The 14,125-nt window shown below is 71.5% G+C and carries 15 protein-coding genes; 8 read left to right on the top strand and 7 right to left on the bottom strand.

What is annotated here, in order from left to right; translation table 11 throughout:
- Positions 1 to 82: 82 nt before the first annotated feature.
- On the bottom strand, positions 83 to 364 hold the full coding sequence (locus O7626_RS08820; RefSeq protein ID WP_278060659.1) for a hypothetical protein: 282 nt from the start codon (positions 362 to 364) through the stop codon (positions 83 to 85).
- A 431-nt stretch (positions 365 to 795) separates the two neighbouring features.
- Here O7626_RS08820 and O7626_RS08825 point away from each other — a divergent pair, with 431 nt between their 5' ends.
- From O7626_RS08825 to O7626_RS08845, 5 genes are all read left to right on the top strand, one after another.
- Positions 796 to 3,183, top strand: coding sequence for a tetratricopeptide repeat protein (locus tag O7626_RS08825; RefSeq protein WP_278060660.1), 2,388 nt, complete (start codon positions 796 to 798; stop codon positions 3,181 to 3,183).
- A gap of 127 nt (positions 3,184 to 3,310) precedes the next feature.
- Entirely contained in the window at positions 3,311 to 3,727 is a 417-nt protein-coding gene (locus O7626_RS08830) for a DUF6069 family protein (protein ID WP_278060661.1), read from the top strand.
- Between the two features lie 40 nt (positions 3,728 to 3,767).
- A complete protein-coding gene (locus tag O7626_RS08835) occupies positions 3,768 to 4,121 on the top strand; it encodes a YciI family protein (RefSeq protein ID WP_278060662.1) in 354 nt (117 codons plus the stop codon).
- A gap of 15 nt (positions 4,122 to 4,136) precedes the next feature.
- Positions 4,137 to 5,339 carry an RNA polymerase sigma factor gene (locus O7626_RS08840; RefSeq protein WP_278060663.1) on the top strand — a complete coding sequence of 401 codons (1,203 nt, stop codon included), beginning with the start codon at positions 4,137 to 4,139 and terminating at the stop codon, positions 5,337 to 5,339.
- On the top strand, positions 5,336 to 5,914 hold the full coding sequence (locus O7626_RS08845; RefSeq protein WP_278060664.1) for a dihydrofolate reductase family protein: 579 nt from the start codon (positions 5,336 to 5,338) through the stop codon (positions 5,912 to 5,914). Before O7626_RS08840 ends, O7626_RS08845 begins: the two co-directional genes overlap by 4 nt.
- A 52-nt stretch (positions 5,915 to 5,966) precedes the next feature.
- On the opposite strand, the gene O7626_RS08850 is transcribed toward O7626_RS08845, so the two are convergent.
- Complete coding sequence (locus O7626_RS08850; RefSeq protein ID WP_278060665.1) at positions 5,967 to 6,557, bottom strand: DinB family protein; 591 nt, start codon at positions 6,555 to 6,557, stop codon at positions 5,967 to 5,969.
- Positions 6,558 to 6,735: 178 nt separating this feature from the next.
- Here O7626_RS08850 and O7626_RS08855 point away from each other — a divergent pair, with 178 nt between their 5' ends.
- Positions 6,736 to 8,010: a cellulose binding domain-containing protein gene (locus O7626_RS08855; RefSeq protein WP_278060666.1), complete on the top strand. Its 1,275-nt coding sequence runs from the start codon at positions 6,736 to 6,738 to the stop codon at positions 8,008 to 8,010.
- Between the two features lie 39 nt (positions 8,011 to 8,049).
- Positions 8,050 to 9,759, top strand: coding sequence for a cellulase family glycosylhydrolase (locus tag O7626_RS08860; protein ID WP_278060667.1), 1,710 nt, complete (start codon positions 8,050 to 8,052; stop codon positions 9,757 to 9,759).
- A 91-nt stretch (positions 9,760 to 9,850) separates the two neighbouring features.
- On the opposite strand, the gene O7626_RS08865 is transcribed toward O7626_RS08860, so the two are convergent.
- Complete coding sequence (locus O7626_RS08865; protein WP_278060668.1) at positions 9,851 to 10,366, bottom strand: putative immunity protein; 516 nt, start codon at positions 10,364 to 10,366, stop codon at positions 9,851 to 9,853.
- A gap of 152 nt (positions 10,367 to 10,518) precedes the next feature.
- Between O7626_RS08865 and O7626_RS08870 the strand changes: the two genes are divergently transcribed.
- Complete coding sequence (locus O7626_RS08870) at positions 10,519 to 11,127, top strand: hypothetical protein (RefSeq protein WP_278060669.1); 609 nt, start codon at positions 10,519 to 10,521, stop codon at positions 11,125 to 11,127.
- A 495-nt stretch (positions 11,128 to 11,622) separates the two neighbouring features.
- Here O7626_RS08870 and O7626_RS08875 read toward each other — a convergent pair whose 3' ends face one another.
- From O7626_RS08875 to O7626_RS08890, 4 genes are all read right to left on the bottom strand, one after another.
- Positions 11,623 to 12,306 (bottom strand): hypothetical protein, encoded by a 684-nt coding sequence (locus O7626_RS08875; protein ID WP_278060670.1) that lies wholly within the window; start codon positions 12,304 to 12,306, stop codon positions 11,623 to 11,625.
- A 160-nt stretch (positions 12,307 to 12,466) separates the two neighbouring features.
- A complete protein-coding gene (locus O7626_RS08880) occupies positions 12,467 to 12,919 on the bottom strand; it encodes a hypothetical protein (RefSeq protein WP_278060671.1) in 453 nt (150 codons plus the stop codon).
- A gap of 193 nt (positions 12,920 to 13,112) precedes the next feature.
- On the bottom strand, positions 13,113 to 13,367 hold the full coding sequence (locus O7626_RS08885) for a hypothetical protein (protein ID WP_278060672.1): 255 nt from the start codon (positions 13,365 to 13,367) through the stop codon (positions 13,113 to 13,115).
- 140 nt (positions 13,368 to 13,507) lie between these two features.
- Positions 13,508 to 13,927 (bottom strand): universal stress protein, encoded by a 420-nt coding sequence (locus O7626_RS08890; protein ID WP_278060673.1) that lies wholly within the window; start codon positions 13,925 to 13,927, stop codon positions 13,508 to 13,510.
- Positions 13,928 to 14,125: the final 198 nt, after the last annotated feature.

The following is a 14,125-nucleotide window of genomic DNA, read 5'->3' on the forward strand; positions in this document are numbered from 1 at the left end:
CGGCACGCGAACCAGCCCCGCCCGGCGGGAAAGCCGTGACCCCCACGGTCTGCCGAGCCGCCGGCTGACGGGTCGCGACCTGTCAGCCGGTCGACATCGAGGTCAGGTTGCAGGTGCGGATCCAGGGGCCGGGGGCGACCGGCTGGCGGGCACAGGACCAGGTCGAGCTGACCGTCGAGGTGCCCGGGGTCAGGCTGTGGTACGACCCCTGCCAGGTCCCCTCCGGGAAGAAGACGTACCCGTAGTACTCGCTCCAGCTCTGGTAGCAGCGCACGTCCAGCGCGATGGTGGTCGCGCTGGCGGGGATCGCCTTGGTCCACAGCCTGGTCGAGGAGGCGGGATTGAACGGGGAGACGGTGTCCACCGGAAGCCATCCGGAGCCGGGTGAGCCGGGCCAACCTCCGGCGCCCAGGCTCACGTACGGCCCGACCGGGGGGACCCCGGACGTGCTGCAGGTCGTACTCCCGCTGATGATCCGGGTAGCGTCGGCCGCGGCCGGCGGCGGCGCGACGGATAGCGCCGCCACCGTGGTCGTCGCCAGCAGGCCGAGGGTGGCCGTGATTCGCCGCAGTCTTCCAGTAGCCGTCAACGCGCGACCGTCCTTTCTCGGGGCACTCCGGTCGGGTGCTTGAGGGCATCCTCCTCAATGGATAGCGTGGGCGGCGGATGGTGCGGACAGGTGCGGACGACCGGGGCCGACGTGGCAGGTAGCGACGGTGCAGCCGTCCGGTGCGCTGGACAGCGCCGGACAACGCCGGGGTTTGCGCAGCGCCGGACAAGACCGGGGATCACCGGGTGAGCGCTGACGACGGCCGCCTGCTGCTGCGGCAGCTCTGCGACGACCTGCGGCTGCTCCGACTCCAGGCGGGCGGCCCGAGCCTGCGCGGCCTGGCGGCGCGGGTACGCCTGGGCAAGAGCCAGGTGGGTTCGATCTTCAACGGCCGGATCGGACGGCTGCCCGACTGGGAGGTCGTCCGGGGTGTCGTCGACGGCTGCCGCCAGTACGCCCAGGACCACGGCCGGTTGGACCGGCTGTCGGTGGCCACCGGCATCGAGGAGTTCTGGCGCCCGAGGTACGCCCTGGTGGAGCACGCGTTGCAGCAGGCCCCGCGGCAGCGGCCAGCGGCGCCGGCACCGCCGACGCGGCCGGCGCCGGTACCCCGGCAGTTGCCGGCCGCCACCCGGCACTTCGCCGGGCGGGCCGGTCCGCTCGCCGCGCTGGACGCGCTGCTGGCCGACGCCGCCACCGCGAACACCGCGGTGATCTCGGCGATCGGGGGTACCGCCGGCGTGGGCAAGACGGCCCTAGCCGTGTACTGGGCGCACCGGGTCGCCGACCGCTTCCCGGATGGGCAGCTCTACGTCAACCTGCGCGGCTTCGGGCCGACCGAGCCGGCGATGGAGCCGGGCGAGGCGATCCGCCGCTTCCTCGACGCCCTCGGCGTGCCGCTCCGGCGGATCCCACCGGAGCCGGACGCGCTTGCCACGGTGTACCGGAGCGAACTCGCCGGTCGGCGACTGCTGATCCTGCTGGACAACGCCCGCGACGGCGCGCAGGTCCGGCCGTTGCTGCCCGGGGCCGCGGGCTGCCTGGTCCTGGTCACCAGCCGCGATCCGCTCACCGGCCTGGTCGCCGCCGAGGGCGCCCAACCCGTCACCGTCGACCTGCTCAGCCGCGACGAGGCCGGGCAGTTGCTGGCCCGCCGGCTCGGCAGTGCGCGGATCGCCGCCGAGCCGCACGCGGTGGACGAGATCATCACACGCTGCGCCCGGCTGCCGCTGCCACTGGCGATCGTCGCCGCGCACGCCGCGACCCGCCGGGTTCCACTGGCCGAGCTGGCCGGACAGCTCCGCGACGGCAGGTACGCGGTCGGGCTGCTCAACACCGGCGATCCGGGCACCGACGTGCACGCGGTGTTCGCCTGGTCGTACCGGGCGCTGGCCCCGGCCGCGGCGCGGGTGTTCCGGCTGCTGGGCCTGCATCCCGGGCCGGACACCACCGCGCCCGCCGTCGCCAGCCTCGCCGCACTGCCGTTGCCGGACGTGCCGCCGCTGCTGGCCGAACTGACCCGCGCCAACCTGCTCGGCGAACCCGCCCCCGGTCGGTACGCCTGCCACGACCTGCTGCGCGGCTACGCCACCCACCTGGCCGGCGCCCTGGAGTCCGAGCCGGACCGCGAGGCCGGGACAGGCCGCATCCTCGACCACTACCTGCACACCGCCGCCGTCGCCGACCGGCTGCTGCATCCGAACCGGGACGCGGTCACCCTCGAACCGCCCCGGCCGGGCGCCGCGCTGGAACCGCTGGGCAGTCCGGCCGCGGCCCGGGACTGGCTCGCCGCCGAACTTCCGGTGCTGCTCGCGGCGGTGGAGTTGGCCGCCGCTGCCGGGTACGACCGGCACGCCTGGCAGCTCGCCTGGGTCCTGACCGGGTACCTCGAACACAGTCGGCGCTGGCCCGAACAGCTGGCCGTCGGCGGTGCGGCGACGTTGGCCGCCGGACGGCTCGCCGACCGTCGCGGGTCGGCGGTCGCGCACCGGATCCTGGCCCGCCCGTACATCGAGACCGGTCGGCACGCCGACGCCCGCGTCCACCTCGACCGTGCTCTCGCCCTCGACACCGGCACCGGTGACCTCGCCGCGCAGGCCCATGACCAGCACCTCCTCGCCTACCTCGGCGAACGGCAGGGCCGGTACGCCGTCGCCCTCGACCACACCCGGCAGGCCCTCGCGCTGTACCGCAGGGCGGACCACCGGCACGGGCAGGCCTCCGCCCTCAACGCGGTCGGATGGTTCCAGGTCCACCTCGGCGAGCACGCCCAGGCCGTCACCGTCTGCCAGGAGGCCCTCGCCCTGCTCCGCGGACTCGACGACCGTGCCGGCGAGGCGGCCACGCTGGACAGCCTCGGCTACGCGTACCACCATCTCGGTGACTACCCGCGCGCCGTCGGTTTCTTCCGTCAGGCGGTCGTCCGGCTGCGGGCCCTCGGTGCGCGCTATCCGGAAGCGAGCACGCTCACCCATCTCGGCGACAGCCACCAGCTCGCGGGTCGGCCGGGCGCGGCGCGGACCGCGTGGCGGCGGGCACTGGCGATCCTCGGCGAGCTCGACCACCCCGACGCGGAAGGGGTGCGGGCGAGGCTCGCCGCCACCGACGCCGGCCCGGACCGCCCGGGTGGCTGACGCCCGGGGGAGCAGAGCCGAATCCTCTCGAAAAATTCCGGGTGAGGTTGTCGATCGGGCTCGGTCCCTTTCGTAGCCCTGGTGAGAGCCCGGCACCGAGCCGGTCCACAGCTCACCGGAGGAAATGATGAGCACGACCCTGGACACCACCACCCGCGTCAGCACTCCGACCGTCGGTTGGCTGATCCGGACCGGTCTCGCCGCCACGGCTGCCGCGAGCGTCGCCACCACGGCCGTCGCCGCCGCCGGCCACGCGGCGGGAATCAGCCTGGACGTCGGCGGCGCCCCGATCCCGGCCATGGGCTTCGGGGTACTGACCGCGATCTTCTCGCTGGTCGGCGTGGTGATCGCCGTGCTGCTGTCCCGGTTCGCCCGGCGCCCGCGGCGTACGTTCGTCCGCACGACCGTACTGTTGACCGTCCTGTCGCTGGTGCCGGACGTGATCGTGGACGCCGGAGCGGCCACCAAGGCACTGCTGATGCTCACCCACCTGGTCGCGGCCGCGATCGTGATCCCCGCTGTCGCGCGCCGCCTGGCCGCCTGACCTGCCGCCATTCCGACAACGAACCACCGGAGGACTTGTCATGAAGCAGTACCTGCTTTCCGTGCACTTCGTCGAGGGCGCACCGGAGTTGTCCGACGAGGAGACGCAGACCATGTTCAGGGAGACCGACCGGATCAACGAGGAGATGCAGGCGTCGGGGGCCTGGGTCTTCGGCGGCGGACTCCTCATGCCGGAGAGCGCCACCGTCGTACGGGTCGACAACGGCACCACCACGATGAGCGACGGGCCGTTCGCCGAGACCAAGGAGCACATCGCCGGATTCTGGGTGATCAAGTGCGCGGACCTGGACCAGGCGTTGGCCTGGGCCGAAAAGTGCGCGGTGGTCTGCGGCCCGATCGAGGTGCGGCCCTTCGACGACCTGTCCGAAGCCTGAGCGCCGAGTCGTTCAGTGACGGACCTGGCGAGCATCTACCGCGCGGAGTACGGCCGCTGCGTCGCCACCCTGACCCGCCTCCTCGGCGACATCAACCTCGCCGAGGAGGCGGTCCAGGACGCCTTCACCACGGCGTTGCAGAAGTGGCAGACCCCGCCGCCGAACCCCGGCGCCTGGATCGTGACCACCGCACGCAACCGGGCCGTCGACCGGCTCCGCCGGGAGTCGACCCGCCAGGCCCGGCACGCCCACGCCCTGCTGCTGCAGCAACCCGACGAGCCCCAGGAGGTGGGACCGGTGAAGGACGACCAGCTGCGACTCATCTTCACCTGCTGCCACCCGGCACTCGCGCCGGACGCGCGGACCGCCCTCACGCTGCGCCTGCTCGGCGGTCTGGAGGTACCGCAGATCGCCCGGGCCTACCTGACCCAGGAGGCGACCGTCGCGCAGCGGATCGTGCGTGCCAAGAAGAAGATCCGTGACGCCGGCATCCCCTACCGGGTGCCGGCCGAACACGAGCTGCCGGACCGGCTGCCGCCCGTGCTGACCGTGCTCTACCTGATGTTCAACGAGGGCTACACGTCTACCGCCGGACCGCTCATCGACGCGGACCTGTGTGCCGAGGCGATCCGGCTCGCCCGCGAACTCGCCGGGTTGATGCCCGACGAGCCCGAGGTCCTCGGCCTGCTCGCCCTGCTGCTGCTGACCGAGGCGCGCCGTCCGGCCCGGCTCGACCGGGCCGGCGAACTGGTCCTGCTGGCCGACCAGGACCGGTCGTTGTGGAACCGGGCACTCGTCGCCGAGGGCCACGACCTGGTCCGCCGTTGCCTACGGCGCAACCGTCCCGGCCCGTACCAGATCCAGGCCGCGATCAGCGCGGTGCACACCGACGGCACCGCCACCGACTGGTCGCAGGTCCTGGCGCTCTACGACCAGCTTCTCGCGCTCGCACCGACCCCGGTCGTCGCACTCAACCGTGCGGTCGCCGTAGCCGAGGTGCACGGGCCGGCGGTGGCTCTCGCAGCGTTGGAGGACGTCGATCTTCCGGGCTACCACCGGCTGCCCGCGACCCGGGCCGAACTGCTGGCCCGGCTCGGCCGCGACGCGGAGGCCCGAGCCGCCTACGACCAGGCGATGGCACTGGCCACCAACGAGACCGAGCGGGCCTTCCTGCGGAGCCGCCGTACCGAACTCACCAGGACAAGGAGAGAACCATGACCGCCACCTACACCTTCGACGTCTTCTCCAGCCTCGACGGCTTCGGCACCACCAGCGGCGACTGGGGCGGCTACTGGGGCAAGCAGGGTCCCGAGCTGCTCGAACACCGCCTCGCCCTGTACAGCGAGGAACAGCGGGTGGTCTTCGGGGCGGACACGTACCGGGTGTTCGCCCGGATGCTGGCGGCGAGCACCGAGGATTCCGAGGTCCGGGACCCCTGGGTGACCCGGATGAGGGAACTCCCGGCGACGGTGGTGTCGAGCACCCTGGAAGGTCCCCTCGACTGGCCGGACGCGACCCTCGCCAGCGGTGACGCCGTCGACGTCGTCGCACGGCTCAAGAAGGAGTCCGAGGTACCGCTGCGGTCGCACGGCAGCCTCTCGTTGAACCGGGCACTGATGGCCGCCGGTCTGGTCGACTTCGTGCAGGTGACGATCTTCCCGGTGATCACCGGGCGGACCGGGACGGAGCCGGTCTTCCAGGGGGCGGCCGACTTCGACCTGGAGCTGGTCGACAGCCGGATCCTGGACGGCCGGACCCAGCAACTCGTCTACCGGCCCACCCTGCACGCCTGAGAACCGTCGGGGCGGGGGAGTCGGATCATCGGCGGACCGGGCGGGCCGGCGACTATTCGAAGCGATCCGCCAGCTTCGTGAGTTTGCCGACGTACGCCGGCCAGTCGTGGTCCTGCGGGATGTTGGTGTTCTCCCGGCGCAGGCCGATCGCCGAGTCGTGCTGCTCGCGCATGATGTCGGCGTGGCCGGCGTGCCGGGCCAGGTCGCAGATCACGTGCACGATGATCCTGTGCAGCGTCACGTCCTGCCCGCCGGGTCGCCACCACGGCACCCGCCCCGGCGCGTCCAGCGGTAGCTGTTCGATCGTCTGGTCCGCGAAGGTCCCGACCCGGTGGTACAGGTCGATCAGCCCGTCCTTCGTCTCGTCCTCCCGTGCGTACCAGTCGGCCTGCGGGTCCTCCTCGTACGCCTGCATGGAAATCAGTTCCTCGGGCGTCGGGAACTCGCTCCCGAAGGTGGTCCCGAAGTAGCCGGCCTCGACATTGAGGCAGTGTTTGAGGAGTCCGAGCAGGTTGTTGCCGGTCGGGGTGCGCGGCAGTCTGGCTTCGCGTTCGCTCAGCCCGTCGAGTTTCCAGATCAGGTCCTCGCGCAGTCCCTGGAGGTAGTGGTGCAGCGCGGTCTTCGCATCGCCCAGGTCAGCCATGCCCGCCAGTCTTCCCTACCGGTGCCGGCCGGCGGCGTCAGCACCGGCGGTTCGCCGGCCCGGACCCGGCGAATCAATCGACGAACTTCACTTGACAGCGTACCTGGTCGCGATCAAGCTGACGGTGACACCGGCGCTACGCGTCCTGGCGCCACCCCACCGTCCCGGGAGGAACAGGATGGCACCGTCCCGCCACCGGCTGCCCCGCATCGTGCTGGCCGGCACCGTCGGTCTCGCCACGGTCGCCGCGGCCGGCCTATTGGGCACGACCGCCGCCCAGGCCGCACCCGGCTGCGGCGTCGACTACACGATCCCCAGCTCGTGGAATGGCGGTTTCACCGCGGCGGTCACCATCACCAACCTCGGCGACCGCCTCACCAGCTGGAACCTGACCTGGTCGTTCGGCGCCGGGCAGACCGTCACACAGCTGTGGAACGGTTCGGTCAGCCAATCCGGATCACAGGTCACCGTCACGAACGCCTCCTACAACGGCACGATCGCCACCGGCGGCACCGTCTCGTTCGGCTTCAACGGTGCGTGGAACGGCAGCAACCCGAGACCCGCCAGTTTCACCCTCAACGGCACCCTGTGTACGGGCACGGTCAGCCCGACCTCGCCGCCCACGTCGACCCCGGGGACCCCGACACCGACGCCGGGCACCCCGACACCGACGCCGGGCGGTCCCACCCCACCGCCGGTCACCTCCGTCGGCGGATCCGGCCCGTACCCGGCGGGCTACGAGACGTCGAGCGGCCTGAACAACCACACCATCTACCGGCCGGCGAGCTTCCCGGCGAGGCCGCTACCCGTCTTCGTCTGGGGTAACGGCGCCTGCTCGGCCAACGGGACGTCCGCGTTGCCCTTCCTGCGCGAGATCGCGTCACACGGCTTCCTGGTGATCTCCAGCGGCCGACCGAACGGCTCCGGCAGCACGACCGCCGCGCTGCTGACCCAGGCGATGAACTGGGCCGTCGCCGAGAACAGTCGACAGGGCAGCTTTTACCAGGGCCGGATCGACACCACGAAGATCGCGGTGGCCGGCTTCTCCTGTGGCGGACTGGAGGCGTACGAGGTATCCAACGACGCCCGGGTCAGCACGACCATGATCTTCAGCAGCGGGCTGCTGGACGACAACAACGACTTCCAGCTGCGCCGGCTGACGAAGCCCATCGCGTACGTCGTCGGTGGTCCCAGTGACATCGCCTACCCGAACGCGATGGACGACTGGGGCAAGCTGCCGAGCGGCCTGCCGGCGTTCATGGGGAACCTGCCCGTCGGGCACGGCGGGACGTACAGCCAGACCAACGGCGGCGAATTCGGCCGGGTCGCGGTGCTCTATCTCAAGTGGCGCCTGCTCGGCGACCGCACTGCCGGCCAGACCTTCGTCGGCAGCGACTGCGGCCTGTGCCGCAACACCCAGTGGACCGTCCAGCAGAAGAACCTGACCCTCTGACCGGCCGGCGGCGCTCCCGCCCAGCTCGGAAGGTACCGGATGACCAGGCGGTCCCGGACGCTGCGCACGTCGCTGGGCGCGCTGGCCCTGGTGGCCGCGCTCACCACCCCGGTGCGGCCGGCCGCTGCCGACGGCGACGTCGGCAGCGGCGGTCGTCCGTCCGGCATCCTGCGCGTCGCCGGCCAGCAGATCGTCGACGATGCCGTCCGGCCGGTCGCGCTGCGCGGGGTCGCCTTCGGCAATGCCGTCTGGTCGGACGTGGAGCTGCCCGTCGCGCACCACGGTGAGGTCGACTACCGACGGGTACGGGCCATCGGGATGAACCTCGTCCGGTTCTACCTGAACTACCGGACGTTCGAGGACGACGCCAGCCCCGGCGTGTGGAAGGAGGCCGGCTTCCGGTGGATCGACCGGAACATCGCGTGGGCCCGGAGGTACGGCATCCGGTTGCAGCTCAACATGCACGTGCCGCAGGGTGGGTTCCAGTCGCTGGGTAGGGGTGTCGCGCTCTGGAACGACGTCCGGAACCAGGACCGGCTGACCGCGCTGTGGCGGGAGATCGCCCGGCGTTACCGCGCCGAGCCGGTCGTGCTCGGCTACGACCTGCTCAACGAGCCGATCACCGCCGGCGAGAAGGTGCAGTGGGTCCAGCTCGCCAACCGTCTCGTCCGGGCCATCCGCGAGGTCGACCCCTGGCACGTCGTCACCGTGGAGCGCCTGAACGGGAAGAACGCCGACGGCAGCGGCGCCTACCAGCCGGTGCACGACGCTGACCTCGGCTTCTTCCTCGTCGACGACCCGAACGTTTTCTACGAGTTCCACACCTACCAGCCGATCGAGTTCACCCACCAGTTCGCGTCCTGGATGCCGTGCTGCCAGACCCCGACCTCGTATCCCGATCCGTCCGCGATAAGCGTCTCCTGGGACCACCTCACCTGGCGACACTGGACCTTCGACGGCACCCCGCCGGCCGGCGCGCTGCGCGTCCCGGACGGCAGCACACCCTGGACGGCGTACCGGGTGCGCTACACGGTCACGGACCCGACCTGGCACGTCGGGCGGCCCACCTTCATGTCCCAGCGCAACGCCGGCACCGTCTACTTCGACGACTTCGAGGTGCACGAGTACGACCCGCAGGGCAACCTCGTGCGGCAGTTGGCGAAGGGGGACTTGGAGGAGCCGGCCGCCTGGCACCTGTGGCTCGACCAGAGCACCCCGCAGGCCACCGGCACCCGGGTCGTCGGGCCGGACGGCCACGCGGGTATGCGTTCCGTCGGGATCTCCGGGACCGACACCGACGCGTCCCTCTCCTCGGACGCGTACTGGTTCCGGGTGCGGGCCGGACACACCTACGAACTCACGTACTGGGCCCGAGGGCAGGACAGCGCCGGAGGCTCGACGTCGCTCGGGCGGCTCGAATTCCTCACCAGCTCCGTGCCCGTACTCGGCCGGGAGAAGGCGCTGCTCGCCGCCGAACTCGACAGGTACGCCAGCTGGGGCCGGGCCCACGACGTGCCGCTCTACCTCGGCGAGTTCGGCACCGTCCGCGACTCGTTCGCCCGGGGCGGCGCACGGTGGGTGGCCGACCTGCTCGACCTGCTCGCCACCCGGGGGATCTCCTGGACCTACCACTCCTACCGTGGTGACGGCGGTTTCGGCATCTACCACGACGAGTACCCGGACCCGGTGGACCCGGCGAACGCCAACGACACGCTCATCGACCTGTTCCGGCGGACGCTCGCGCCGTGACGAGGCACGGCCGACCACCGGCCCCGCAGCGGTCCGGTCCCGGGTCGCCTGCGGCCGGTGCCCGGCAGCGGGAGCCGGTGCCGTGTGCCGGTCAGCAGTCGAAGACCGACCAGCAGATCTCGTTGCGTAGCCGCTGGTCGTCCAGCACGAGGTCGCGGATCGCCGCCGGAAGCTGGTCCCGCTGCCACCGGCATTCCCGCCGCCCCTCGGCAACGCTCTCGCAGTCCGGCGCGGCGGCCCGCACGGCCTTGATCGCGTAGGCGGCGGCACCGAGTTCGTGTGCGGCGACGTGCGCGACGACCGCCGCCTGGCCGGCCGCGTACGCGGCATGCCGGGCCGCCCCACGCAGATCCCTGGCCGCGCCCATGGCGTGGCCCCCCGCCGCGCGGGCCCGCATCATCTTGACCTCGCCACGCACCCAGGCACGGGCGTGCTCGATCGCTTCGCGCGGTCGCGGATCGTCCGGTCGAACCGACTCGAACAGGTGCAGGACATGCTCGGCGCAGGACGCCGCCCAGAGCGCGAGCAGATGATGATCCGGATCGGTGAGGCTCCCACCCCGCCGAACCGTGACGAAACGAAGGTCCCGAACCTTCGGCAGGATCATGGTCGGGTGCTCCTTCCGCCGGGGACGGCCGCCGTCGACCCTAGCTCCGCGCCCAGGGAAGGTGAGGAATTCCGCGCAATGGTTGACCACGGGGCAACCGGTCCAGGCGCGGGCGTGCCCGCGCTGGTGACGAGAAGGAGGCCGCGGCGGAGATGGTCGAGCAGCTTGTCTCCCGGATGGATGCCGCCTACCAGCGGTGGTTGTCGTCGGTCACCGCCGACGTCGTCGCCGACGGGGTGGTCGTGTACTGCCTCGGATCCCTGCTGGAGCGCAACACGACCTACGGGATCGGTAACTGGCTCCCGGGCTACCTCATGATCGGCCAAGAAGGCGATCGGGGATTGTTGCTCAGGTGCGACGGTGGCGGGGGCCCGGTGTTCCGGGCCGACCTGGGCGGTCTCGGCGAAGTCGACCTCGCTGTTGTCGCCCCCGTGTTCGAGGTGTGGCTGCGTTCCGGGTTCGCCCTGCCCCCCGACCCACAGCCGGACCTGCCGCCAACCGCCGACGTCTACCTGGACAAGCTGCCGGACGATGCGGTTCGGGTGCTGGTGCGGGCAAGGAAGCTGCTGGGTGTGGATTGGCGGTTCGGGGATCTCAAGGCCCTGCACGCCGCTCAACCGTTCCTGGCGGCGAGGTCAGCTCGGCTGTACGCGCTGCGTCGCGACCTGGAATACGCCCCCGAGTTGCGGCCGTACCTCTTCTACGCCACCGACCACGGCCTGGCAACGGTATGGCCGACCGACAACCCGGACAACCGGTGACTTGGCACAACGGTGCTGCGCCTCTTCGTCGCAGGCCAGCACCAGCAGCAGGCTGGTGGCCAGGGAGAGCTCCGGAACACGCGCCGTGTCCGGCAGGGCGGCGAGGACGACGACGGCGAACAGGAACGTGGCGATGAACAGCCCCAGAGCCAGCTGAATGACGCGGTCCTGGAGAGAGTTGCGCAGAACTCGGGGAGAGTACTGACTCGCTGTCAGATGTAGGGCCGACCATGGCGATCGAGAAGACCAGGGCGGTGAAGGAGATCATCGCGGTGATGATCGCCGACAGTAGCGCCCGCGCGCACGCGGACGCACTGGGCAGGATGATGTCCAGCGGTACGGCGAGCCGCAGTTCCAGCGTCGACATGGCGATCGCCAGAAAGACCGATCCGGCCGTGGAGCAGGCGGACCACGGCGGCTGGCCGGACGCCGTGCCGAAGCCGGCACCGGCTGACCGGGCTGCTGGAGAAGCGTCGGGGAGGCGCGGTCGGGCCGCTAGCCGGCCCTGCGGGTGTCGGAGGACGTCCCGTCGTCGTCCGCCGGACCCGGTCCGGAGGTCGTCGGGCGGGAACCGGAAGGGCCGGTCGGTTCGTCTCGCCGGTCGTCGACCCCCCGTTGCTCGTCGAGGAAGAACGCGCCGATGCTTCCGGCCAGGGTGGCGAAGACGAGTACCGAATAGGCGGCCAGGCCGACCTCGACGGCCTGGCCGACTCCGCTGCTGGCGTTGAGGGGTTGCCCGGCGATTGTGGTGAGGGTGACGTCGTGCAACGTCCGTGGATAGGACGGGTGGCTGCCGGAGAGGTAGGTCAGGTGGGTGCCGACGAGGATCACGATGGCGGTGAACACACCGAGCCGGATGAGCCGTCCGGAGAGCAGTTGGGTGGCCGAGCGCGAGCCTCGTACGGCGGAACTGAGCAACTGCGCGAAGCCGGCGACCCGCAGCACCCGCAGGAGCGCGAAGAGCCGGAGGAACGGCACCGCGAGGATGATCAGACGCCACCAGTTCCGCCGGAGGAACCTGCGACGGTCCGCGGCGATCCACCAACGGAAGGCGAACTCGGCGACGAAGGCTGCCCAGAGCAGGTATCCGAGGACCGACAGCGTCAGGGACAGCGTCCGGTCACGGCTGAACGGCTCGACCAGTACGACGACGAGGAAGACCACCGCCAGGATGCCCATGGCTCGGTTTAGTCGCCGGTCGAGCTGGTCACTGACTCGCCGGTGCGCGGTGCGGTGGTCATGCGGTGGCACGTGAGCCGGTCCCCGTTTCGGTCCGTGCGCCCAGTGTGACCCGCCGGCTGGCCCGGCCGCCCGGCTTTCGCCGAGGTTCGTCCGCTCCTCAGCCGCCGGTCCTGCCCCGTCGCGCTCGGGAGGCGGACTCCGCGACGGCCAGTTGCACGCCCGCCAGCAGCAGGTAGATTGCGGAGGCGAGCGCTCCGGCCACCGGCCACGCCTCCGGCCCGGGGAGTAGTTCGCCGATCAGCCAGGCGACTCCGAGGGTGATGCCGACGGACAGGAAACTCAGCGAGACGCCGAACGCGCTGACGATCACGGATTCCTCCTCCAGGGGCCGGCGGAAGCCCTTGGTGGCGAGGATCTCCAGGAGGGTGAACGCGGCGGCGGCTCCGAACCCGAAGAGCATGATCTCGATCCCGCTGGGCGTACCGGTGGTCGTGGTGAGAAGGCCGAAACTGCCGGTGATCGAGACGGAAAACCCGTACGCCTGCCCGTTGTTGCGGATCGAGGCGCGGACGCCCCGGTAGACCTCGTCCCTGGCGTTTCGCCCGCCCATGCCGGCTCCGTGGGATCGCCCTCGCTGACCCGCCGCACTTACCCGCCCTCCGCGGGGTCGAACCGGCCGGCGTCCGGTTCGACCCCGCGGCGGGACCGTCGGGCCACGGTTGCGCGCCCGATTCGGCCCGGACGACCGTGCCGGGGGTACGCCAGGGCCGGTCGCCGGGGCGCGGGGTGGCGTTCGGCGGAGGTCAGGTGTACGGCTTCTCCGCGCTCGGGCTGCCGTCCGCGTTGCGTACCGCGCCGGTCTCCGGTGAGCCGGGAGCGGCCTGCGCGACGTCCCGCCGGACGGGTACGCTCCGCCCGAGTACCTGCCCGGTGCTGTTGCCGGGATCGTCGACAGCCGGGTCGTCGCCGGTCGGCTGCTGCCCGGACGAGTCGGTCGTCCCCGCCTCCTCGTGCTCCTGTCGCTCCGCGTCGGCTGGTCCGCCGGACCGCTGCGTCATGCCATCCACCTCCGCTTCCACCGCCACCTGCTCGGGCGGACCACGCCTTCCTACCCAGGTGGTCGGGGTGCCAACCGGATCGGCCGGCTCTCGGGTGGCCGGCACCGGCCGAGGGCCGGCGTCCGGTCGCCGCCGGACCGTCAGTGCGGATCGCGCGGGTGGGTGACCACCAGGACCGGTCGGGGCGACTTCCTGATCAGCGCCAGCGGCAGGCTGCCGAGCAGCCGTGCGGCCACCGCCGGCCGGGTGCTCGACCCCACCACGATCAGGTCCGCCCGCTCCTCGTCGGCGAACTCGAGGATCTGTTGCAGCGGCCGGCCGGATCGTACCGTCTGACTCGCCTCGATCCCGACGGCGGCCAGCCGCCGCACGGCGGCGGAAGCGGCCTGTTCCGCCCGCTCGACGAAGACACTGCGTGGCACCGCGGTCAGGCGTTCGAGTTCCACCTCGTCGACGGCGACCACGGCGACCGATCCACCGCTCTGCCGGACCAGGTCCGCGACGGCGTCGGCGACCCACGGCTGGTCGGCCTCGGGGTTGGCACCTAGCACGATGTGCATGTCGTCCTCCGATGACGGGCTCGGCTACGGCAGCGGGTCCCGCCCCGCACCTGACGCCTGGGTCAATGCTGGGCCGCGCCGGCCGCCCGGACAAGACCGCTCCGGCACGACGCCGGCATCGTCCATCGAATACCGTGTGGCTCTGCGCATCGACGAGAGTTACCACGCCGCGCACCGAGTCGTCATCTCGGCCGCGGA

It is taken from the genome of Micromonospora sp. WMMD1102 (assembly GCF_029626265.1).
Taxonomy (GTDB): Bacteria; Actinomycetota; Actinomycetes; order Mycobacteriales; family Micromonosporaceae; genus Plantactinospora.

Coding starts and splice junctions, on each gene's coding strand:
- O7626_RS08830 (WP_278060661.1), top strand. CDS start 3,311: ATGAGCACGACCCTGGACACCACCACCCGCGTCAGCACTCCGACCGTC.
- O7626_RS08835 (WP_278060662.1), top strand. CDS start 3,768: ATGAAGCAGTACCTGCTTTCCGTGCACTTCGTCGAGGGCGCACCGGAG.
- O7626_RS08845 (WP_278060664.1), top strand. CDS start 5,336: ATGACCGCCACCTACACCTTCGACGTCTTCTCCAGCCTCGACGGCTTC.
- O7626_RS08850 (WP_278060665.1), bottom strand. CDS start 6,557: ATGGCTGACCTGGGCGATGCGAAGACCGCGCTGCACCACTACCTCCAG.
- O7626_RS08855 (WP_278060666.1), top strand. CDS start 6,736: ATGGCACCGTCCCGCCACCGGCTGCCCCGCATCGTGCTGGCCGGCACC.
- O7626_RS08860 (WP_278060667.1), top strand. CDS start 8,050: ATGACCAGGCGGTCCCGGACGCTGCGCACGTCGCTGGGCGCGCTGGCC.
- O7626_RS08865 (WP_278060668.1), bottom strand. CDS start 10,366: ATGATCCTGCCGAAGGTTCGGGACCTTCGTTTCGTCACGGTTCGGCGG.
- O7626_RS08870 (WP_278060669.1), top strand. CDS start 10,519: ATGGTCGAGCAGCTTGTCTCCCGGATGGATGCCGCCTACCAGCGGTGG.
- O7626_RS08875 (WP_278060670.1), bottom strand. CDS start 12,306: ATGGGCATCCTGGCGGTGGTCTTCCTCGTCGTCGTACTGGTCGAGCCG.
- O7626_RS08880 (WP_278060671.1), bottom strand. CDS start 12,919: ATGGGCGGGCGAAACGCCAGGGACGAGGTCTACCGGGGCGTCCGCGCC.
- O7626_RS08885 (WP_278060672.1), bottom strand. CDS start 13,367: ATGACGCAGCGGTCCGGCGGACCAGCCGACGCGGAGCGACAGGAGCAC.
- O7626_RS08890 (WP_278060673.1), bottom strand. CDS start 13,927: ATGCACATCGTGCTAGGTGCCAACCCCGAGGCCGACCAGCCGTGGGTC.